22 protein-coding genes are annotated in these 22,423 nt (G+C 43.3%); 6 read left to right on the forward strand and 16 right to left on the reverse strand.

All coding sequences use genetic code 11. The features are described from left to right. Position 1 precedes the first annotated feature (1 nt). Both DFP80_RS02150 and DFP80_RS02155 read right to left on the reverse strand, forming a co-directional pair. A complete protein-coding gene (locus DFP80_RS02150; RefSeq protein ID WP_113915177.1) occupies positions 2-1,066 on the reverse strand; it encodes an HlyD family secretion protein in 1,065 nt (354 codons plus the stop codon). Between the two features lie 24 nt (positions 1,067-1,090). Further along, the gene (locus DFP80_RS02155; RefSeq protein WP_113915178.1) at positions 1,091-1,516 is read right to left on the reverse strand and encodes a MarR family winged helix-turn-helix transcriptional regulator; all 426 of its coding nucleotides are present in this window, start codon (positions 1,514-1,516) and stop codon (positions 1,091-1,093) included. Positions 1,517-1,717: 201 nt separating this feature from the next. Between DFP80_RS02155 and DFP80_RS02160 the strand changes: the two genes are divergently transcribed. Then, entirely contained in the window at positions 1,718-2,467 is a 750-nt protein-coding gene (locus DFP80_RS02160; RefSeq protein WP_113915179.1) for an SDR family oxidoreductase, read from the forward strand. 11 nt (positions 2,468-2,478) lie between these two features. Here the strand turns inward: DFP80_RS02160 and DFP80_RS02165 are convergent, their stop codons facing one another. From DFP80_RS02165 to pdxR, 8 genes are all read right to left on the reverse strand, one after another. Continuing rightward, complete coding sequence (locus tag DFP80_RS02165) at positions 2,479-4,137, reverse strand: tannase/feruloyl esterase family alpha/beta hydrolase (protein ID WP_113915180.1); 1,659 nt, start codon at positions 4,135-4,137, stop codon at positions 2,479-2,481. A 193-nt stretch (positions 4,138-4,330) separates the two neighbouring features. Beyond that, on the reverse strand, positions 4,331-5,221 hold the full coding sequence (gene cyoE, locus DFP80_RS02170; protein WP_113915181.1) for a heme o synthase: 891 nt from the start codon (positions 5,219-5,221) through the stop codon (positions 4,331-4,333). A gap of 86 nt (positions 5,222-5,307) precedes the next feature. Continuing rightward, a complete protein-coding gene (gene cyoD, locus DFP80_RS02175) occupies positions 5,308-5,631 on the reverse strand; it encodes a cytochrome o ubiquinol oxidase subunit IV (protein WP_113915182.1) in 324 nt (107 codons plus the stop codon). Continuing rightward, the gene (cyoC, locus tag DFP80_RS02180; protein WP_113915183.1) at positions 5,631-6,242 is read right to left on the reverse strand and encodes a cytochrome o ubiquinol oxidase subunit III; all 612 of its coding nucleotides are present in this window, start codon (positions 6,240-6,242) and stop codon (positions 5,631-5,633) included. Before cyoC ends, cyoD begins: the two co-directional genes overlap by 1 nt. A gap of 2 nt (positions 6,243-6,244) precedes the next feature. Next, the gene (gene cyoB / locus DFP80_RS02185) at positions 6,245-8,224 is read right to left on the reverse strand and encodes a cytochrome o ubiquinol oxidase subunit I (protein WP_113915184.1); all 1,980 of its coding nucleotides are present in this window, start codon (positions 8,222-8,224) and stop codon (positions 6,245-6,247) included. Continuing rightward, the gene (cyoA, locus tag DFP80_RS02190) at positions 8,224-9,270 is read right to left on the reverse strand and encodes a ubiquinol oxidase subunit II (RefSeq protein ID WP_113915185.1); all 1,047 of its coding nucleotides are present in this window, start codon (positions 9,268-9,270) and stop codon (positions 8,224-8,226) included. Before cyoA ends, cyoB begins: the two co-directional genes overlap by 1 nt. Before the next feature lie 158 nt (positions 9,271-9,428). Further along, positions 9,429-9,800 carry a hypothetical protein gene (locus tag DFP80_RS20565; protein ID WP_147243832.1) on the reverse strand — a complete coding sequence of 124 codons (372 nt, stop codon included), beginning with the start codon at positions 9,798-9,800 and terminating at the stop codon, positions 9,429-9,431. Between the two features lie 231 nt (positions 9,801-10,031). Then, positions 10,032-11,537 carry a MocR-like pyridoxine biosynthesis transcription factor PdxR gene (gene pdxR, locus DFP80_RS02195; protein WP_113915186.1) on the reverse strand — a complete coding sequence of 502 codons (1,506 nt, stop codon included), beginning with the start codon at positions 11,535-11,537 and terminating at the stop codon, positions 10,032-10,034. A 105-nt stretch (positions 11,538-11,642) separates the two neighbouring features. On the opposite strand from pdxR, the gene DFP80_RS02200 reads away from it, so the two are divergent. The 3 genes from DFP80_RS02200 (at position 11,643) to DFP80_RS02210 (ending at position 15,286) form a co-directional block, all read left to right on the forward strand. Beyond that, positions 11,643-12,293 (forward strand): pyridoxamine 5'-phosphate oxidase family protein, encoded by a 651-nt coding sequence (locus DFP80_RS02200; protein WP_113915187.1) that lies wholly within the window; start codon positions 11,643-11,645, stop codon positions 12,291-12,293. A gap of 243 nt (positions 12,294-12,536) precedes the next feature. Further along, positions 12,537-13,658 (forward strand): PheS-related mystery ligase SrmL, encoded by a 1,122-nt coding sequence (gene srmL, locus DFP80_RS02205; protein ID WP_113915188.1) that lies wholly within the window; start codon positions 12,537-12,539, stop codon positions 13,656-13,658. Positions 13,659-13,879: 221 nt separating this feature from the next. Beyond that, positions 13,880-15,286 carry an alanine/glycine:cation symporter family protein gene (locus DFP80_RS02210; protein WP_113915189.1) on the forward strand — a complete coding sequence of 469 codons (1,407 nt, stop codon included), beginning with the start codon at positions 13,880-13,882 and terminating at the stop codon, positions 15,284-15,286. Positions 15,287-15,400: 114 nt separating this feature from the next. On the opposite strand, the gene DFP80_RS02215 is transcribed toward DFP80_RS02210, so the two are convergent. Further along, positions 15,401-15,616 carry a DUF2798 domain-containing protein gene (locus DFP80_RS02215; protein ID WP_113915190.1) on the reverse strand — a complete coding sequence of 72 codons (216 nt, stop codon included), beginning with the start codon at positions 15,614-15,616 and terminating at the stop codon, positions 15,401-15,403. A gap of 152 nt (positions 15,617-15,768) precedes the next feature. Here DFP80_RS02215 and DFP80_RS02220 point away from each other — a divergent pair, with 152 nt between their 5' ends. Together DFP80_RS02220 and DFP80_RS02225 are read left to right on the forward strand one after the other, a co-directional pair. Next, on the forward strand, positions 15,769-16,659 hold the full coding sequence (locus tag DFP80_RS02220) for a LysR family transcriptional regulator (RefSeq protein ID WP_113915191.1): 891 nt from the start codon (positions 15,769-15,771) through the stop codon (positions 16,657-16,659). Positions 16,660-16,743: 84 nt separating this feature from the next. Continuing rightward, positions 16,744-17,550, forward strand: a complete 807-nt coding sequence (locus DFP80_RS02225; RefSeq protein WP_113915192.1) for a sulfite exporter TauE/SafE family protein — start codon at positions 16,744-16,746, stop codon at positions 17,548-17,550. Positions 17,551-17,761: 211 nt separating this feature from the next. On the opposite strand, the gene DFP80_RS02230 is transcribed toward DFP80_RS02225, so the two are convergent. The 5 genes from DFP80_RS02230 to DFP80_RS02250 all read right to left on the reverse strand — a co-directional run bounded on the left by DFP80_RS02230 (position 17,762) and on the right by DFP80_RS02250 (position 22,353). Further along, the gene (locus DFP80_RS02230; protein ID WP_241560165.1) at positions 17,762-17,992 is read right to left on the reverse strand and encodes a hypothetical protein; all 231 of its coding nucleotides are present in this window, start codon (positions 17,990-17,992) and stop codon (positions 17,762-17,764) included. Positions 17,993-18,089: 97 nt separating this feature from the next. Beyond that, entirely contained in the window at positions 18,090-18,938 is an 849-nt protein-coding gene (locus tag DFP80_RS02235) for a fumarylacetoacetate hydrolase family protein (protein ID WP_113915193.1), read from the reverse strand. Positions 18,939-18,972: 34 nt separating this feature from the next. After that, the gene (locus DFP80_RS02240; RefSeq protein WP_113915194.1) at positions 18,973-19,707 is read right to left on the reverse strand and encodes an SDR family oxidoreductase; all 735 of its coding nucleotides are present in this window, start codon (positions 19,705-19,707) and stop codon (positions 18,973-18,975) included. Between the two features lie 16 nt (positions 19,708-19,723). Next, entirely contained in the window at positions 19,724-21,310 is a 1,587-nt protein-coding gene (locus DFP80_RS02245) for an aldehyde dehydrogenase (NADP(+)) (protein ID WP_113915195.1), read from the reverse strand. 92 nt (positions 21,311-21,402) lie between these two features. Beyond that, complete coding sequence (locus tag DFP80_RS02250) at positions 21,403-22,353, reverse strand: LysR family transcriptional regulator (RefSeq protein WP_113915196.1); 951 nt, start codon at positions 22,351-22,353, stop codon at positions 21,403-21,405. Positions 22,354-22,423: the final 70 nt, after the last annotated feature.

Raw genomic sequence — 22,423 nt, forward strand, 5'->3', positions numbered from 1 at the left:
CTCACAAAGCTAGACCGAATAAACGGCGCTGGTGTTCTGTATCTATCGTGACATTTGAACTAAAACCGGTACGTAATACTGGCGTATCTTGATCAGCATCAACAAGAACCCTTACGGAAAGGCGCTGAGCGATTTTCACCCAATTGCCTGTCGCATTTTCAGCTGGAATCACAGAGAATTCAGATCCCGTCGCAGGACTAATACTCTCAACTTTGCCATGCAATGACACACCAGGATAAGCATCAACCTCGATTTCAACATCTTGTCCTGGCTTCACATAAGTCAGGTCCTTTTCAGTGAAATTGGCTGCAATCCATTGTTGTTCATCGGACACCAACACCATAGCAGTAGAGCCCGCGGTTACATATTCACCGTTATTCGGCACCTTGGCGACCACGCCTGATGCTGGCGCTCTCACGTCAACATGTCCGAGGTTAATTCTTGCTTGATCTAGCGCGGCTTGAGCAGTTTGATAACTTGGATGATCTTCCAGTGGCGCACTAGGGTCTCCGCCTAGAGTCTCTTTTAAACGGAATAAATCTTTCTTCAATGTTGCGACCTTCAGCTCACTAACTTCGGCCGCCTGTTTGGCTTGGTCGAACTGAGTGTCAGAAATAAACTTTTGTTTTAACAGATTCGCCTGACGTTTCTCTTCTCGTTGGTTAAAAGCAAATTGATTCTCAGCCTGTTTTATTTCAGCTTTCTTCTCTTCATAAGCGGCTTTTTGTTCCAGTATGTTTAATCTAGCTTGCTGCAACTGTGCTTGTGCTTTGGCCTCGGCTACTTTAAATGGCGTGGCATCAATACCAAACAATAACTGACCTTTTAAAACTTTTTCGTTTTCTTTGACGGCTATGGTTTGAATCGCACCAGACACTTCCGTATTAATCGCCGTGATGTCCGATTGGACATAAGCATTGTCCGTTTCAACATAGCGACCACCCTTCATATAAACAAACACAGAAGCTAAAACGACCACTAAAGGTAATGCCACTAATAACATACGACGAGTCGTGCGCTTTTCAATTTGCTTTGGCACCGATGGATTATTTTCTTGTTCACTCATTTCCAGTATTTCCCCAAGTAAATTCTATAATGACAGGTCCGTTGATAAATTTTTATGCATAACAGAAAGTGCGCCCTGAAGAGCATTTGCCTGCTCCTCCGTTAATCCCTGCAAAGCTTTCTCACGAACTCGCTTAACTTCGATATCAATTTTTTCTAACAAGGGCGCCGATTTATCCATTAAATACAATCCGTAAGCACGACGATCTTTTGGATCAGGGCGACGCTCAACTAGCTCATCTTCCGCTAATTGATCAATTAGACGAGCAAGCGTGATGGGTTGAATATCCAGCATTTCAGCTAATTGCACCTGTCTAATACCTTCACAATGAGAAACATAAACCAGTGCCCGCGCTTGCATGGGGGTCATGCATAAGTCGCTTTTGGAATACTCCCTACGCATGAGGCGAATGATGTCAGTTAGAAGAAAACCAATGTTGTTTGTTTGCATTCAAATCACCATATTTAATATCCTACGATTATTATATACATTACTTACTATATTCAATGCGAGCTTATAAACATGCCTAATACTTCCTTAATCTACGAAAAGGAGAGAATCAGAATCCCTCTATCTCATAGAACTTGAGAATTGGTTTTACTTAAATGGGTACGTTATTGTTAGGATAAATAAAATAGCAAGGAGCATGATGTGACATCGTCAATACTATTAATTACTGGTGGTGGAAGAGGCATTGGGGCAGCAACGGCGAAACTCGCCGCCCAACAAGGCTATAAAGTTATTATCAACTACCGAAAAGATGTAACTTCCGCTGAAAATGTTGTCGCTGACATCATCGCATCTGGCGGACTAGCACATTGCGTACAAGCGGACATAAGCGACACAGAACAAGTCAGTAAGATGTTTGCCACGATTCGACGTAACTGGGGGCCTATTAAGGCGTTGGTCAATAGCGCTGGAGTATTAGATCAACAAGCTAGGTTTGTCGATACCAAACCAGAACGTTGGCAACGCATCTTTCAAACCAATGTTTTTGGCACCATGCAATGCTGCCAAGAAGCCTTCCAAGATATGGCTAAGAGCAAAGGAGGCGAAGGCGGAGCAATCGTCAACGTCTCTTCTTTGGCCTCTGTTTATGGCTCACCAAATGAATATGTGGATTATGCTGCCAGCAAAGGCGCCGTCGACTCTTTCTCCAAAGGCTTTGCCTTGGAAGTAGCTAGCGATGGCATTCGAGTTAACGTAGTCAGACCTGGATTGATATATACCGACATGCACGCCGATGGCGGAGAAGCGGGCAGAGTAGATCGCGTAGGCCCTAATTTACCGCTGCAGCGCGGAGGACAACCCGAAGAGGTCGCCGAAGCGATTCTCTGGTTGCTCAGCGACAAATCCAGTTATTCCACTGGTGGCTTTATTGATGTTGGCGGTGGGCGATAACCTGACGCAGGTTATTTGGCGACCACACATTGAAAAGACGTCGCCTGAAGAAAGTCGCCCTTATTGTATCTAGCGTAAGATGGATAAGGGCACAAAGGGCGCTTTATCCCAGTCATACGCGCGGTGATTTCTGGATTTTCCGCGCGCGTGGCTGCAACAATATGTTGAGGTGGCTGCTTCTTTTCAACCCATGAAACCAAGGGTTGAAGCATATCAAATTGATCCGCTGATGGGCCGCCTTGCCCATGAGGCATACCGGGAACACGATACAAGCGAACAAACTCTGAGGCTCGTCCTTCTAAGGTAAAATTCAAAAAATCATACCAACGCATGGTGTCTTTCACAGAGAAGACTGGGTCACTGTTACCATGGAAGATAACCATTTTTCCGCCATGCTGTTTAAACTCTGTCAGCTTGGGTTTAGCCGCATCAGGTGGTGTCATGATAGCCATTGCTGATTCTTTGAATTGGTTATTCGTCGCATAAATTTTCGGCGCATCTTTATCAAAATCAAACTGAAGCAAGTAGTTTTCTAATGAATAAATATCACCCGCAACATTCGTATAAGGTGTTGTAAAAATATGTGCCAATGAGGCTGCCCCCATCACTATATTAATTGGTTTATTACTCCAGCCTGACATCGTGCTTTCTACTTTCCACATGCGCCAGTTATCAGAACGAATACCTGTGTCATATACCCAATCAGTGTACAACGCCTGATTTTTTGAGTTATGTGGTCCCATATGCATGCGCATTAAGGCTCCTATCTTATTTAACGACAAACAGTCTCGATCAAAATTACTTTTACATACCAAGGCTTTTGGTTCGAATACTTTTTGACAAGCATCCGCTGCAAACACCATATCATCGCTAATTCCATCTAAGGTGTCGCATTGATCAATAATGCGTTTTGCAAACACATCTAAATCGCGTTTCGTTAATGATTGACTGATATCGTCGCTCACTCTATGTAATGCCTGAATATCCCAAGCATGCTGCAATGCAGCCCTTGGCAAATTAAAGCCAGGATAGCCGACCAATAAACCATCAAACATATTTGGGAAACGCGTTGCAGCGACCATTGCCATACGCCCACCATTCGATTGACCAAGGCCATATGAATATTTAATAGGAGACTCGTAATAGCTTTCAATTAAAGAACGGACAACTGGGTTTAACTTTTGGACTGCGCTATAACCATAATCGCGACGCGCTTCTGGGTCATGACCAAATACCGCAGGACCCGCTAAACCATCTTCTGGATTAGCTTGGGCATCATGACCTCCGTTGCTGGAAACAACAGCGAAACCTTGGTTGATGGCATATTGATAACCAATAAGCCCAGTCATAGCACCTAATGCAGGCTTCACTTGACCATCGTTTCCACCATTAAACTGATAAGCAAAACGGCCTTGCCAAAAGTTAGGTAGGCGTAGCTCAAATTTTATCGAATAGAATTGACTATCGACTCCCATACGCTGGGACATAACGCCCGATACTAAACAATATGGGCTTCTAACCTCATTGTCTCTACCCATCATTGTAGTTTTAATTTCTACGTTTTGAGGCGTTTTTGAGATTAACGTTTGGCAATTAACAGCATAAACAGAGTTACTGCCTAATAAAAAAAGTGTCAAAGCGGGTGCTAAGTAGCTGAGAAGCGCTTTCATTCACATCGTCCTTTTTGATTTTTAGAATTAGACCAAAAAATTTATTCCTCAAGCTCTCGAAAGTACTTTTTAAATACGAGACTTAATGGGCAAGCTTCAAAGTAACCAATAATGAGACAAATAGAAAGTTATCAAGATAAACACAGGAGGGAAATAAAAAACGGGCTAAAAAGCCCGTTTTGATAAGCATGGATTAATGGGCAGCAAACACCAATAAGTTAGGAGAAACTTCATTAAAATCCAATGCCATGGTCACACTAAGAGCCGTTACCGTAATGATGGAAAAGAAGAACACTTGTCGTGCCCATCCATTTACATCAATACCCGGACGGTAGCCTCGTAACGCCATAGCTAACCACCAAAGACTGGTAGCCAGAGCAACAACCATAAAGCCAATTCCAACATAGCCAGTCAGCGGTAAAAGTGCTGCGACGACTGCAAAAGCAGCAATATGTAGAATTATATGGCGTTTTGCTTTTGCGATACCTTGTGACACAGGCAAGACAGGAATCCCTGCCGCTTCGTAATCTTTATAGCGAAAAATAGCGATTGCATAGGAATGCGGCATTTGCCAGATACAAAACATTGTAAGCAAAATAGCGGCACCAGCATCAAACTGACCCGCTGCGGCACAGTAGCCCACAACCGGTGGAACCGCACCAGATAAGCTGCCAACAAAAGTCCCGTAGACAGACTTGCGCTTGAAATACAATGTGTATAAACCGACGTAGACCACATAACCGAACACGGCAAAAGCAACCGCAACCCAATTCGTGAAAAACGCCAACAAAGCAAAACCAATGACACCTAATACAATACCGTGGAAAAATGCTGCTTTACCAGACATCTCACCATTCACCGTCACGCGGTTACGCGTACGCTGCATTTTTGCATCAATATCTCTATCAACATAGTTGTTAATGGCACAGCCAGAAGCAACCACCAACGACAAACCAACGACTGTCGCTAGCATAAGAATCCAATCAATCTCGCCACGAGAGGCCAAAAAGAAGCCCCCCGCAACAGAGATTAGGTTGCCCATAATGATGCCAGGCTTTGTTACCTGAAGATAACGCTTAAACATCTTTATAGGCTCCCATCGGACACACATTACTTATAATAGAAAAACTTGTAATGAAAGAAGTCCGCATAATCATCAAATGACTCTGCTTACATCATCATTGCGTTGGAAGCGAAGATAATCCATACGGATAACGCGACAACCATCACAATAATCATCAAAGCAAACAAGAAAGAATAAGCGTCTAACTTGCCTTGATCAGTAGAGAAGTTCAAATGAAGGAAATACTTCAAATGAACAAAAATCTGAACAATCGCTAACAAGATGATTGTTATATAAGTTGGACCCTTATCAAACGCCTCTGTCATTACCATCCAAAATGGAATACCCGTCAAAATTACGGACCAGATAAACCCTGTTAGGTATGACTTCACGCTACCGTGTGAATGCGCTTCAGAAGAATGATCGCTCATTAGATCGCCCCCATCAGATAAACAACGGTGAAAACACAAATCCAGATAACATCCAAGAAATGCCAGAACAAGCTTAAGCAGCTTAAGCGAGTGACAGTTCGGCTACCAAAACCAGATACAATCAATTCAATCATAAGGATCGCCATCCAGATCAAACCAGCGGTTACGTGTAAGCCGTGAGTACCCACAAGGGTAAAGAAGGCAGACAAGAACGCACTTGCTTGAGGACCGTTTCCATGAACAATCAAATGATGGAATTCGTAGATTTCCATTGCGATAAAGCCAGCACCCAAAAGAAACGTAACAGACAACCAAGATAGGGTGCCTTTTTTGTCTTTTTTGTGCGCACAGATCATCGAGAAACCGTACGTAATACTTGAAATAAGTAGTAGTGCGGTTTCAACTAGAACGAAATCCAACTCGAAAATATCTTTACCAGAAACACCACCTGCTGTGTTCATAAAGAGCACAGCGTAAGTAGCAAAAATGGTGGCGAACAACAAACAGTCCGTCATTAGATATAGCCAGAACCCAAACACATTATGTGGTGCTGGATCGTGGTCGTGATGCTCGTCGTGAGCGTCGTGTGTATTCATATGTGTCGTGCTCATGATTACCCCTTAGCCACGCTATCTAGATACGCATTTTCGGTACGAGCAACTTCATCTGGTTGAACGTAGTAATCAACATCTTTGGTGTAAGCTCGGATAACAAGGAATACAAAGCTACCGAACAAACCAAGCGCCGCTAACCACCAAATGTGCCAGATCAATGCAAAGCCCATTACCGTTACGCAACCAGAAACCAACATACCTGAAGCTGTGTTTTTAGGCATGTGAATAGGTGCATAGCTGTCCTTACGAACATAGGCTTCACCCTTCTCTTTCATATCGGTAAACGCATCGATATCAGAAACCGTTGGAATAACCGCAAAGTTATAAGATTGTGGTGGAGAAGACGTCGCCCACTCAAGCGTGTGCGCATTCCATGGATCACCAGTCGTATCCATATTATCCTTACGATCACGGAAGCTGACGTACAATTGTAGCAACTGGCTGATAATACCGGCCATGATGACAAATGCACCAACCAAAGCGATGTACAACCAAATGTTCCAATCAGGATTGTCTGTATGGTTTAGACGGCGCGTCATACCCAAGAAGCCTAGAACATACAAAGGCATAAAGGCTAAGAAGAAACCAATCAACCAACACCAGAAAGCAGTCTTACCTAATTTTTCATTAAGTGTGAAGCCCATTACTTTCGGGAACCAGAAAACAAAACCAGCTAGATAACCAAATACCGCACCACCAATAATGGTGTTATGGAAATGGGCAATCAGGAACAAACTGTTATGCAATACATAGTCAGCACCTGGTACAGCAAGTAGGACACCAGTCATACCACCGATAGTGAAAGTCACCATGAAACCAAGAGTCCATAGAACCGGCACAGTCACACGAAGACGACCGCGGTACATAGTGAACAACCAGTTAAATAGTTTCACACCCGTCGGAACCGCAATAACCATAGTAGCCATACCGAAGAAGGCGTTTACGTTAGCGCTGGAACCCATGGTAAAGAAATGGTGAAGCCATACGATGAAACCAAGAATGGAAATCGCACCACTTGCCCAGATCATAGATTTATGACCAAACAAGCGCTTACCAGTGAAGGTAGATACAACTTCAGAGAAGATACCAAATGCTGGAAGTACAAGAATGTACACTTCAGGGTGACCCCATGCCCAGAACAAGTTGATATACATCATTGAGTTACCACCGCCATCATTCGTAAAGAAGTGGAAGTCTAGGTAACGGTCAAGAGTTAGTAGAGCAAGTGTAACAGTCAAAATTGGGAATGATGCAGCGATCAAAATATTGGCCCAAGTACAGGTCCAAGTAAAGATCGGCATATCCATCAATTTCATGCCAGGAGCACGCATTTTAAACACTGTTGCCAAGAAGTTAACAGCAGTTAAGGTCGTACCTATCCCTGATATCTGCAGCGCCCATATGTAGTAATCAACCCCCACATCCGGACTGAATTGCAAGCCAGCTAATGGCGGATAAGCCACCCAACCAGTCTTAGCAAATTCACCTACGAATAGGGAAATGTTAACTAGAATCGCACCACCAGCCGTTAGCCAGAAGCTAAGGTTGTTTAGGAAAGGGAACGCAACGTCACGAGCACCAATCTGCAAAGGCAACACAATGTTCATCAGACCGATCATGAATGGCATCGCCATAAAGATGATCATGATAACACCGTGAGCCGTAAAGACTTGGTCATAGTGATGAGGAGGTAAGTAACCTTCTCCACCATTCGTAGACAAAGCTAACTGCAAACGCATCATGACAGCATCCGCGAAACCACGGAGTAGCATGATAAGTGCAAGTACTATGTACATAACGCCAAGGCGCTTATGGTCAACTGACGTTAGCCAGTTGTTCCACAAAGTACCAAGCAAATTGTACTTAATCAGTAAGAATGCAAGTACCAATCCACCAAGAGCAACGGCACTAAATGTCGCAATCAAGATTGGCTCATGGAATGGAATCGCATCTAAAGATAATTTACCTAGAATAGACATTATTTATCTGCCTCCATGTGCATCTCGTGAGATGAGTGTTCAGATGCTTCGTGGTTCATTTCACCATGATTCATCTCACCATGATTCATCTCACCATGATCAGAACCGTCGTGAATCATTTTAGGTTCAAATGAAGTTCCTTTCAGCAATTCAACTTGACCATGGTCCTTCATGAACTTCATAACGTTGTCCGTGAAAATACCTGGTTCAATTGAGTTGTAATACTGAACTGGAGTTGCTTCATGCTTGTGATGAGGATCGGCATCATATTCAGCAAGCTTGTCATAGGAGACTTGATTCAATACGCCATTATTAATAACGTCATGAGAACCGGCTTTAACACCTTCTACCCAAGCATCAAAATCAGCTTCTGTTGGCGTAGCGATCGCATTGAACTTCATGTTGCTAAAACCAGGTCCACTGTAGTTCGAAGAGATACCTTTAAAAGTACCAGGCTCATTTGCGATTAAGTGAAGCTTAGTCACCATGCCTGCCATTGAGTATATTTGGCTACCCAATTGAGGGATGAAGAATGAGTTCATTGTGCCTTCAGAAGAAATCTGGAAAGCAACAGGAACGTTTGCTGGGAATCTCAGCTCGTTCACAGAAGCAATACCAAGATCCGGATAGATAAATAACCACTTCCAGTTCATCGAAACGACCTGAACGTTGATATGATCTTTATCCGATTTCAACGGCTTATAAGGATCTAGTGCATGAGTCGATTTCCATGTAATCACACCAAGAATGATGACGATGACAATTGGAATAACCCAAACAATGGTTTCAATTTTTGTGGAGTGCGACCATTTTGGTTCATAGATTTCGTCACGACCTTCACGATATTTCCAAGCGAAATACAGTGTCATGAAGATGACAGGAATCACAACAAGTAGCATCAACAGAGTGGCAACAATAATTAGTTGCTTCTCTTCAATACCGACCTGCCCTTTAGGATCGAGCACACCACCCTGACAACCGGCGAGCAAGCCCACCATTAGCGCCAAAGCGACTTTACTTAGGATACGAGTTAACAAGAGAATCATCCTCTAACCCTTATGTTCACAAAACTGCTACCTGACAATCAGGTAACAGAACGAAAATCCGGCAAATACCGGGTATTTCAGTAAAGATCACCACACTGAAAACAGCACAAAGACCATTACCTAGTTAATATAATTAACGTAGCAATGGCTTTTTTGGATCACCTAAATCTGAAAAGGGGAGCTCCACATCTCATCATGCACCGTGCCTCAGCACGACTAGGTTGCTCATTCGGAGCAAACACATGGAATAAAGAGAAGGCCAATTTCTGGCGAGCGGGGTTGATATTGGTCATAACGGACCAATAACTAACCAATAATAGAGTTATAAATACGATGCTAGTAACTAGCCCCGCATTAGGAATAAGGTCGATATTAATAACATTTGGGTTATTAACAGAGAAAGGAGCGCTAATCAGGACAAAAAAACTTAAAAACAAGCAAGACACGGCGACAGCAGGGCGTAAAGAATCCGCCAAGACGCTGGATACCGAATGCACATAATGCTGCAGAATGTCTTGAAATTTGTTCAATTTACCCATCCGATTCATAAAAACAAAAGTGTAAAAGCCGCTTTTACTCGCTTCATACGAATTTAAGTGTGCGAAATATAGCAAAATTTATACAGCCACACAAAGTCTAGTTTAGCCTTTGTTCCTGTTTGCTTCACGGTCTTTTTAGAAAAATTAACATTCTCGTCTTGAGAAAATTCTACTGGTATCGCCCGCAAGCGCTAAGATTAACACTGTTCTAAGACATTTTCCTTACAATTGGTAAGGCTTCTTTTCTACCAAATTCTCGCTCAACCATTTCTGAAGAATGTTCACTATATACGTCATTTCTTCCTCTTTTGGACCACTAAACCCCAACAAAAAACCAAACCGACTATTATTAGGCTCTTTTCGGCCGTATACATAATGACCAGACAAAGGGAACAGCCGCACGCCTTCAAGGTTAACTTCTTGAGTTATCAACTGATCCAAAGCCATTTCTGTTTGCTTTTTAGGAACAAAATTAGGCTTGAGCTCAATCAACACATGCATGCCACCATGAGGCTTTTTCCATTCAAACCAAGTCGTTAAATGACGCTCTAATAGCACTAATAGAACATCTCGTTTAAGTCGATAATGGCGACGCATGCGATTTACATGGCGATCAAAATGACCTTGCAGCATAAAATCCGCAACAGCAGGCTGTATTGGTAAAGAAGCAGACGTCCCCAACACTCGCTGACTTTTATGCAATGTTTCGATATGTTTCGTCGGTGCAACAATAAAGCCAAGCCGCAAACCACGAAACAGCACTTTAGAAAAACTCCCAACAAAGAACACTCGATCTCGGGTTTGGCTATGCACACTCGCGGTTTGCATAAAAGGCACGCTGCTTCTTCCCTGATAGACAAACTCATTGTCGTAATCATCTTCTATCAGCCACCAGCTTGGGGAACCATTCTGTAAAGCTTGCAACCATTGTTGTCGTCGAGCCGCACTGATGCTCATACCTAGAGGATATTGTCTATTTGGCGTAACAACCGCCACATTCGAAGCATGCTCAGTATCAGGCAAACATGGCCCACTTTCATCAATTAACAGAAGACCCGCTTCGGCTGATGAAGGTATAACCTGACGAATTGGCGGATAAGTCGGTTCTTCTAACCACCACTTCATTGGCAAGCTATCAACATCACCCAGCAACGCAATAGCATGTTGCAATAAAAGTAGCGAATCTCGACTGCCTGCCGTGACAATAATTTGCTCTGTCGAGCACTCAAGACCGCGAACACGATATAAATAGTCCACTATCGCGGCTTTTAAATCTGGATAACCCGCAGTATATCCGCCTTCTAAAACAGCCAAATCTGGATTGAGCCAGCTACGTCGCATACTTGCCGCCCATTCTTTGTTAGGAAACACCGACACATCTGCACCCGCATCAAATGCTCGCTTAGACGGCGCTTTATTAACAGAAAATGGTGCAGAACTAGATAGTGTTGTCGAGCGATGACTCACCATAGGTAAAGCGGCTACAAACACACCCCGCTTTGCTTCGCTGGTTAAAATACCTTCCGCGATCAACTGATCATAAGCCCGTGACGTAGTACTACGAGAAACCCCCAACGAGCTAGCCAAAAAACGCGAAGAAGGTAATTTGTCACCAACCGATAGCTCACCAGACACAATACCTTGTTGGAGTTGCGCCATCAGTTGTTGATAGTAAGGAGCGCCAGTGTCATCAAGCGAAAGGCGTAAACTGGCAATAGCGTGCTTCATATCTGGCCTGCTTTTTTATATTGATTCTGGCTATTTTTATAAAAGCCAGTTTTTTCTAAAGTCTTGTTATAGCCAAACACACTTTAAGACACAAGGAGAGAATTAATGAGTCAGTCATTAGAAGAAACATCATTAAGTAAAGTAAAAAGAGGGCCAAACCGCGCTTCTTATGACAAAGATTTAGCATTCAGCATTATCGATGCTGCTCTAATGTGTCACGTCGGACAAACGAAACAGGGTCAAGTCTTTGTTACGCCCACCAGCCATTGGCGCGAAGGCGACTATTTCTACTGGCACGCACATTCTAAAGCGCGCAATGTGAAAGGCCCAATTGATGAACCAGAAAAGGTCTGCATTAACGTAAGTTTATTAGATGGTTTAGTGTTAGCACGTTCCGCCATGCACCATTCGGTGAATTATCGCTCTGTGACCTTATTTGGTGTGCCGGAATTGATCGACGATAAAGATGAAAAAGTACGCCAATTCAAACTTTTCCTCGATAAAGTCAGTCCAGGCCGCTGGGACACACTACGTCCAGTCAACGATCAAGAGATCAAAGCGACTGGGGTCGTGCGCATCAAGATCGACGAAGCCTCGGTCAAATTCCGAGCAGAACCACCAATCGATGATCCAGCCGATAACAACTGGCCTGTTTGGGCAGGCGTTGTGCCCTTAAAAAGAGAGTGGGGCACGATTGAGCAAGACCCAATTCAAACGGCGCACTATTCAGAGCCCAAGGCTCCCGATGCTTTTTAGCCTCAGGGACAATATCTGCATCAAAGGATCTTGTCCCTCTTAATCGAGCCTGCTAGTATCAAAAGCATGACGTATCTTATTGCACGATCACATCGATTTATCAGCCTCCGAGTCCCTAAACTGGACGCGGCGGCTTTGCTCTTTCTGAAATAACCTTTCAAAGACAAGCTCTCTCCGAGTCCTGACTCGGAGGAATCCAAAAGCATTGCACTAATTTTTATCTTGGATTTATGGAGCTTTACTATGTCTACGCACAACTATCTAACCCACGAACAATTACTTCACGCACTGTCTCTTCGCGACCTGAGCAACCCTTACCATGGCATACACGCCATGCAGCAACTCATTAGCGAAGCTGAAACCGCAGTTTCATCACTTTGGCCTTGTTACTTACAACGTGTAAATGCTAACCCTATCGTGCCAGTCTACGAAAACTACGACGCCCTCGGTTATCCGTCCGATGGTGCATCAAGAGACGCTCGCTACAGTCGCTATATTTCAAATAGCTTAATGCTACGCACGCAAACATCCAGTACTGTGCCAACCTGGTTAAAGAGTTGGCAAAGTCTACGACCAGAGTCTGTAGGGATAATCAGTCACGGATTGGTTTATCGTCGCGACTGCATTGATCGCTGGCATTGCGCAGAACCTCATCAATTGGACATCTGGATTGTATTGCCAAAACATCAAGCAGAAGACAATCAGATACTGAAAGAATCCATTTCAGCGCTGATGAAAACCTTGTTACCGAATCATGTGGTGCAGCAATCCAAATCACCGCACCCCTATACCATAAATGGCATTCAGCTAGACGCTGTAGACGATCAAAGTCTTATTGAAGTAGGCGAGTGTGGCAATATAGACCCAGACTTATTAACCAGAAATGGTTGGCCAAGCAATAACTATACAGGCGTCGCCATTGGGTTAGGATTGGATAGAATACTGATGCTGCGCAAAGGCATTCCCGACATTCGATTGCTTCGAGATCCAGATCCACGGATTGAGCAACAAATGCTCGATTTATCCCCTTGGCGGCCCGTCTCGCGACAACCTAAAGCCGAGCGAGATATTTCGATTGTGGTGGAGCAAAATTGCGATATGGACATTATCGGCGATCAAGTTCGTATCGCCTTAGGAGAACAAGCCCATTGGCTAGAAGAGCTTAAACTTTTATCTCGAACGAATTATCAACAACTACCTAGGTCCGCCGTGGAAAGACTAGGAATGTCCTCAGATCAGGTAAATCTACTGTTACGAATAAGTTTACGTCATCCAACCAAGAGCGTACCAACAAGCCTAGCCAATGAGTTGAGAAACAAGATTTATTTATCGCTGAATCAAGGACATAACTACTTAGCAAGTTAGACTGATCAACAAAACACTCTTAAAGCCAAACCACATTCATGCACTTTTTATGTGCATAAATGTGGTTTTTCCTTGCGGTTTTCCATAAAATCGCTACCCTTGCACACTTTTCGAGCTTCTGCGCGTTTCTTAGAGTGCTTTTTTTACCTGAAAAAGTGCTTCTAATATTCAACCCACGAACAATAAAGCGATAATCCTATCGAATAAAGGGAGTGCCCTACATGGCAGCCATCATAGACTTTTTAAATACTATTTTCTGGGGGTATATCCTCATCTATGGACTACTAGCTGTAGGCGTATATTTTACTTTACGCCTAGGTTTTATTCAGGTCCGTCGTTTCCCAGAGTTCATCCGTACTGTTCTTAAAGCCCCGCAATCCGATCGTGGTGGCATATCACCTTTCCAAGCACTTTGTACTAGTCTCGCTTCTCGTGTCGGCACTGGTAACATGACAGGTGTTGCTGTCGCATTATATCTAGGTGGTCCAGGGGCCATTTTTTGGATGTGGGTTGTTGCTCTTATTGGTATGGCAACCGCTTATGCAGAAAGCACCTTGGCTCAGCTCTACAAAATGCGCGACCAAAATGGTCAACTACGTGGTGGACCAGCGTTCTATATCAGTAAAGGCTTAAAAGCCCCTTGGGCTGGCGCGGTATTTTCACTTGCGCTTATCTTGGCCTTTGGTTTGGTATTCAATGCGGTTCAAGCCAACTCGATTGCTGGCGCAATGGAAGGCGCATTTGGTATCGACACCAGTGTGACTGGCATCGTTATCATGTTGCTAGCAGCGATTGTTATCTTCGGTGGCATCAAGAAAATCGCTCGCTTTGCTGAAATAATCGTACCATTTATGGCCGTTCTTTATCTTCTGGTCGCTTTGTACGTGATTGTTATGAATATCGACGAAGTACCAGCCGCTTTTGCATTAATTTTCAAAAGTGCATTTGGTATCGAACAAGCCGCTGGCGGTGTATTAGGCGCGATGCTGAATGGTATTAAACGTGGTTTGTTCTCGAACGAAGCCGGTATGGGCTCAGCACCAAACATCGCAGCCGTAGCAACACCGAACCCTCACCATCCGGCATCTCAGGGCATGGTACAGTCACTTGGTGTATTCATCGATACGCTACTAATTTGTACAGCAACCGCCTTGATGATTCTTCTATCTGGCGCTTTGGGTAATGGTCAAACCGGCATTGCCTTAACACAAACGGCGTTGACAACTCACATCGGCAGCGCAGGGCAATACTTCGTTGCTATTGCGATATTTTTCTTCGCGTTTACCTCCATTATTGGTAACTACAGCTATGCAGAAAATGCGCTAACTTACCTAAAATGGGCAAACAAACCAGGAATTTTTATTCTTCGTATCTTAGCTCTTGGTATGATCCCGTGGGGCGCTTATGAAAGTGTCGCGATGGTCTTCAATGCAGCCGATGCAGCAATGGGGCTAATGGCAACCATTAACCTGATTGCCATTATGATGTTATCTGGCCTGGTAGTGAAATTAACCAAAGACTACTTCAATCAGTTGAAAACACATACGCCAGTCTTCAACTCAGAAGACTACCCAGAAATTCGTGATGATATCGACCTAACCGTTTGGGATGAAAAGCCAAGCAAATAAGTTCTACTGATGTAGAACAGGCTTAGCCTTGTTTCAAACACAAAAAACCCGCTGCCAAGCGGGTTTTTTGTTTGCGGCCTCATACGCATACGCTGCGCAGTATTATTTCAAACGTTATACTTTCGCAGCGAGTTTATGAGCGAAGGCGTGCAAAAATGGTCCTGCGATAAAAGAAATAACCCCAGCTACAGGCCATGCCAATACCCAAGCATGCATCCAGAAAGAAGCAAAATCTGGATGTACACCAATATTCACAAAGGTGATCCATGCAGACATAAACAGTGACAAAGTGAACGACATTAAAAGTGCAAAAATAACTCTGTGTTTCATATTTCTCTCCTCATTGACTCATCGTCATCTCTAAAAAAGAGTGCCCCAGACGAAAAGTAGATAAACGACTCAATTTATTTATAGTCATACTAGCAAACAAAAATATTTGTAAATATACTGAATTTTTAAAAACAAATTTACGATATTGTAAAATGCTTGATGATCTAAAGATTTTTATAACCGCCGCCAACAAACATAGTCTGACAGCGGCCGCACAACATCTTGAAATGACCATCGCCACAGTATCTCGTCGTATCAGCGCCCTTGAGCAAAGGCTAGGTTGCGAGTTATTACATCGTTCAACCAAAGGCCTCACACTCACCACCATGGGCGAAAGCTATTACCAAGAATGCGCGGAATTTATCGATGCCTTAGACCAACGTATTTCTAACCTAGATCACACTCTAAACAGTCTAAAAGGTGATTTAAAAGTACTCGCGCCAGTAAACTTGGGCAGTGGATCCTTAAACGTCTTTTGGCAGGAATTTGTTCAGCGGTACCCAGATATCGCATTAAATATCGAGCTTAGCAACTCCCTTCAAGATATCAGAGACACCCGCGCAGACATCGCCTTGCGCTCGGGGAATCAACCAAGCTCTTCATTAATTCAAAAGAAACTAGGGCATATTGAACCTATCTTAGTTGCCTCACCAAAGGCCACCTTCCTGTTACCTAAAACAATAGAAGACTTACAAACAGCGCCGAGCATTGCATCGCATATTTTTTCTGACTGGTTGCTAATAAATAAACAAGGTGACCTTCATCCACTCAACAAAGAGCACCGACATATTAGTAACGATATGACCATCACGCTCAATCTAGCAAAAGCCGGCGCTGGAATTGCGTTAATGCCTATGAGTATGGTGATAAGTGCCCTTGAAACGGGCGAACTGGTTCGGATATTGCCTGAATGGCGCGGTCAAAATAGAGAAATTTTCTTAGTCTGGCCATATCGACGTAGCTTGTCTGCCAGAGCCAAACTATTGAAAGATGAATTAACCAAATTTCTTCACCAACAAACCTGGTTTCACCCAAGCCCTTAGCCTAAAAAGAAAACTTTGGTTACACTAACGCGCAACAATTTTTCTCGAATAGTTCAATCTCATTTCTAAGCACTAAGGACGATCATGGAAAACTTATTTTGGTGGCAATACGCCTTAATTGGCGCCATTTTTATATGGAGCGGCTTTGTTCGTAGTGGCTTAGGGTTTGGCGGTGCCGTGCTCGCTTTGCCTTTCCTATTATTGGTAAAAAACGACCCTCTGTTATTTTTGCCGATTATTTCCATTCACCTTTTAGTCTTTTCCAGCTGGATTGCTTGGCAAGGGTCGAGAACCACGAAGCAACAAGCCAAACTCGCAGCAGAGCGGGGCGAAACGTCACAAGAAGCACAAGGCAACATCGCTTGGGGTTATTTAAAAAAAGCTCTCAGTATCATGATTATTCCCAAACTGATTGGCGTATTTGGCTTATTAACCTTACCTGGCAACATAGTCACAGGTGTGATTTTTGTCATCGTCGCCGTCTTCGCTGTATCTTACATATTGAATAAACCCTTTTATACCAATAACAAATTCCTCGACACCATCTTCCTCATGCTTGGTGGTTACGTCAGCGGCACCTCTTTAATCGGCGCGCCACTCATCGTCTCCGTCTTCGCCACCAAAGTACCGCGCCACCAACTACGCGATACCTTATTCGTACTTTGGTTTATCCTCGTGATGATCAAAATGGTGTCATTCCTCATCGCAGACATCGACCTACAACTCATCCACCAACTTTGGTTACTGCCTTGCGCCTTACTCGGTCACGTCTTCGGACAAAAACTCCACAACCGCATTCAAAAAGCCGAAACACCCGTCTTCTTCCAATTCGTTGGCTGGGCGCTGCTCATCGTCTGCGGATTTGGCTTGTACTCGACGTTTATGCTTTAAGGTTTTCACTCACCTTTAATGGAGCCACTCATAGTTAGCTCAGTCACCAGATCAACTCTCGCTCCGGCGCTAAAGCGCAAACATCCGCGAGATGTTGATCTTGTAACCGCTATATCAGAGTCAATTGCTCAAAAACATTTATGTGCAAATATCCGTGAGATATTGATCTGGTAGCATTTGCTAAATGAACAATAGTGTCGACATGACATGTTCAAGCGATTAGGAAGCTGAGGATTGAGCCAATCTCGCAGGTGCGGCTGTTTGAATAAACCGCTTCGCAGCCTTCTACGGCTTTGGCTAGGGTTTTCAAGGCGCTGGCGTTGAGCTCTGGAGTCGAGAAGCCTTTGTCGCCAGCAAAGCCACAGCAGGTAATGTCTGGCGGAATCACCACTTCGTCAGCCAGTTGATGAGCAAGCTGCACGAAGCTGTCAGCCAGTCCCATGCGGGTACTTCAGTTCAGCCATACTAAATTTCTACAAAGAACCAATAAAAAAATTGGAAGTAGACAAACTAATTGGTTAGCTTGTCTAGTTATAAAGTTATTCTGCTGCAAGTGTAGTTTGCTGCTGAACGCCTAATCCCTCAATACCCAGCTTCATGGTTTGACCAGGTTTGAGGAATACTGGAGCTGGCTTAATGCCCATACCTACACCAGGAGGTGTGCCTGTCGAAATGATATCGCCAGCTTGTAAGCTCATACATTTACTCAAGTAGGAAATAATCTGAGGAATATTGAAAATAAGGGTATTAGTGTTACCGTCCTGGTATTTCGTACCATCCACTTCAAGCCATAAATTTAAGTTGTGCGGATCTGTAATTTCATCACGAGTTACTAGCCAAGGGCCAATCGGTCCAAAGGTATCAAAGCCTTTGCCTTTATCCCAGCTGCCCCCACGCTCAAGTTGCCATTCACGCTCAGAAACATCATTGATTATACAGTAACCAGCAACGTGGTTCATGGCATCTTCTTCTGATATATAGCGGCCACTTTTACCGATGACAACGCCTAACTCAACTTCCCAGTCAGTTTTTGTTGAGCCTTTAGGAATCTCAACATTATCGTTTGGACCTACAATAGCGCTAGTCCATTTGTTAAATACGACTGGCTCTGAAGGAACGGGCATTCCTGCTTCAGCTGCGTGATCTGCGTAGTTAAGGCCAATACAAATAAATTTACCGACTTTGCCAACACATGGACCAATACGTTCACTTGCGTTTACAAGAGGCAATGAGGCTAATTCCACTTCTTTAATTTTTTGAATAGATTCGTCTGAAATATTGGCTCCATCAACATCGGTAATGATTGAAGAAAGATCGCGAATATTTCCTTCATTATCTAGGACGCCTGGTTTTTCAAAACCAGATTTACCATAACGTAGTAGTTTCAAAATGTACTCCTAATAATCTTGGAAGGAATGAGCGTTAAACGCTCATTCCTCCATCAATGATTTGAACCGTGCCTGTAGTGTAAGATGAATCATCAGAGCCAAGGTAAACAGCTAATTTTGCTATCTCTTCAGCTGTACCTATACGTCCCATAGGTTGACGGTCAATAAATTGTTGGAAAACGATGTCCTCAGAAGCGTTTTGCTGAATCGCTTGATCAGCTATTCGGTCACGTAATGAGGGTGAGTCAACTGTTCCAGGACAGATTGCATTACAGCGAATGCCATTTTTTATGTAGTCCGCTGCAACAGCTTTGGTAAGACCGATGACAGCAGCTTTACTGGCAGTGTATGCAAGGCGGTTGGGAACTCCTTTAATACTTGAAGCCACCGAAGCCATATTGATAATTGAACCTTGACCACGCTCCAGCATCCCAGGGATAAATGCTTTTATGACTTGATACATAGATGTTACATTTAAATCAAAGGACTTGTTCCATGCGTCTAAATCACACTCCATAATGTTGCCTGCATGCACGTACCCAGCACAGTTGAAAATAACATCCACATTGCCAACATTTTTTTTCAAAGACTCTATATCTGATTCGGATGTGACATCTAAATAGTAAGCACGTACTCCTGGGAGGTCTTCTAATTGTTGAGTATTTATATCTGTTGCAATAACTTCAGCTCCGGCTTCCAAAAATGCTTTAACACTTGCTAAGCCTATGCCTTGGCCTGCCCCAGTAATTAAGACCTTTTTTCCATTCATTATTATTTTCCTATGGTTAAAGATTTATTGAGTCTTTGGTGAAAGATCCATTAATCAATCGATTGATTCTTAGTGGATTAGAATTTTTTATAGCATCTGGCAATAAGTGGTCAGGATAGTTTTGGAAGCAAACAGGGCGGAGGAAACGTTCTATGGCCAACGTTCCTACAGAGGTTCCGCGAGAATCTGATGTAGCTGGGTAGGGGCCGCCGTGAACCATCGAGTCACATACCTCTACTCCTGTTGGGTAGCCATTGATTAGAACTCGGCCGGCCTTATGTTGAAGAAGTGATAAAATATCACTAGATGCTGCCATTTCGTCTTCTTCGCTGATTAGAGTTGCGGTCAGTTGACCTCTCATAGCTGATAAACACTTAATCAATTCATTGCGATCTTGAGCTTCAATTAAAACCGTAGCTGGTCCAAACACCTCTTCTTGTAAAAGCTCGTCACTATCGAGTAGAAGCTTTGAAGAGGCTTTAAAAAGGTAGGGAGTTGCTTGACCTTCATGACTTTGGCCTCGTGAAAGTACCTCTATGCCATGATATTTTTCTAAGGTTTCAATTCCACTTACATAACTTGAAAGTGTGCCTTTATTAAGCATTACTGAGCTTGCTTTGTTAGAAATCTCAGTCGATAAATCATCAATAAAACTTGAAAAACTTTCTGATTTGATAGCAATCACTAAGCCTGGATTAGTACAAAACTGTCCTGTACCAAGTACAACAGAGTCCGCTAATTCCTTGGCAATGAGCTTACCTCTATTTTTAATGGCACCTTCATTAAGAATGACAGGGTTGATGCTACTCATTTCAGCAAAAACAGGGATTGGTTCTGCACGCTCTGAGGCCATTTTACAAATTGCGTTACCGCCTGAAAGGGACCCTGTAAAGCCGACAGCTTTTATGTGAGGGTTTTGAACCAAGGCTTTGCCAACCCCTGAGCCAAAAATCATATTAAATACACCTGATGGCATATCCGTTTTTTGTGCGGCATTAATGATCGCTTCCGCAACTATTTCAGCAGTCTTCATATGTCCACTATGCGCTTTGAATACCACTGGGCATCCAGCCGCTAGGGCTGCTGCTGTATCGCCACCAGCGGTGGAAAATGCAAGTGGGAAGTTGCTTGCACCAAACACCGCTACTGGACCAATACCAATTTGATATTGTCTGATATCAACTTTTGGGGCAGGCTGTCGTGACGGATCACCGGTATCTATTCTTGCGCCATAGAAATCACCACGTGAAAGTAGTTCAGCAAAAAGTCTTAATTGATTCGAAGTACGGGATTTCTCACCGTTAATTCGAGGATATGGGAGGGCAGTTTCTTGATGCACTATTTCAACAAAATCGTCACCCAGTGCATCAAGTTCATCAGCAATACAATTTAAAAATTTTGCTCTTTTAGAAGAACTGAAGTTACAAAATTCAAAAAAGGCTTCATTTGCGGAGGCACAGGCAGCCTCAACCTCAGCCTGAGTTGCTTGAAAAAATGTTGTGTTTAGCGGCTCGCCACTAAACGCGCTATAGCTATTAATAACCGTATTCCCATCGGAGCTACGGCTACCATTGATAAAGTTTTTTCCATGTTCTTTAGACATAAATTTCCCGTACTATTTTATTGTTTTGGGTAATTTATGTTGCCTTTTGATTACTTACCAATGGTTAAATTTGATTGACTGATAACCACTGGTTATTGAATAAGGTCTTTTGTGTCAGAAGCATTTCGTTGCAGAATGTCCATGAACTCCCGTGTTGCTCCGACTAAGTCTTCTCCTTTCCTTGTTAAAATACCGTAGTATTGCGGGATTAGTTCAAGCGGCGTTTGTAAAACACTCAAAGCCCCACTTTTCAAATGAGAGTCAACCATTACAGTAGGCAGCATGCCAATCATGGGGCCACGCTGAAGTAACTCTAAGAAAGTCTGTACCGAAATAGTTACAACAGTGTTTTTTGGCAAAGACACGCCAGCGTTATGAAAGGATTCTTCCATCCTAGTCCTAATGGGCGTCCCCTCTGGATATAACAACCAAGGCCAATCAAATAAATCCTCTAAAGATATCGACGCCTTTTTGCTAAGAGGATGAGTTGAATTCACAACAAGGCAAAAATTTTCGGGGGCTAAAGGAGTGTAATCAAAGTTAGGTTGTTGGTTTTGTTCAGAGAATCGACCTATTGCCAAATCAAGCGTCCTATCCTCCAACATCTTTATAAGGTTACCGCTTGTCTGTTCGACTACCTCTACATTTAAAAGAGGGTATCGCTGCTTAATCTCTAGAATTGCCTCAGGTAATGCTGCAGATGTGGCGGCAAAAATCCCTCCTACTTTTAAGTAGCCATATCCTCCATCTCGTAAACTAATTATCTGATCAACAAAACCTTCAGAATCGTTAAGCATTTTGTTTGCAAAGTGTATTAGATGTTTACCAAGGTCTGTTGGCGGCATACTACGAGCATGTCTTTCAAAGATTTCAAACCCAACCAACGCCTCAATTTCTTTAAGCATTTTACTGACAGCAGGTTGACTGAGGTTCATCTGCTGAGCTGTTAAGTGCATATTTTTGGTGTTTCCTAATGAGCTCAAAAGTACTAAGTGCTTAAATTTTACCCAGTTGCAAAAGCTGGCGAATGAGAATACAGACATGATTACTCCTTGATGCGATAACCATTAGTTATCACATATCTACTATTTGTCATTGGATTTTATCACTAAG

The organism is Marinomonas rhizomae (assembly GCF_003315485.1).
GTDB classification, from domain to species: Bacteria; Pseudomonadota; Gammaproteobacteria; order Pseudomonadales; family Marinomonadaceae; genus Marinomonas; species Marinomonas rhizomae.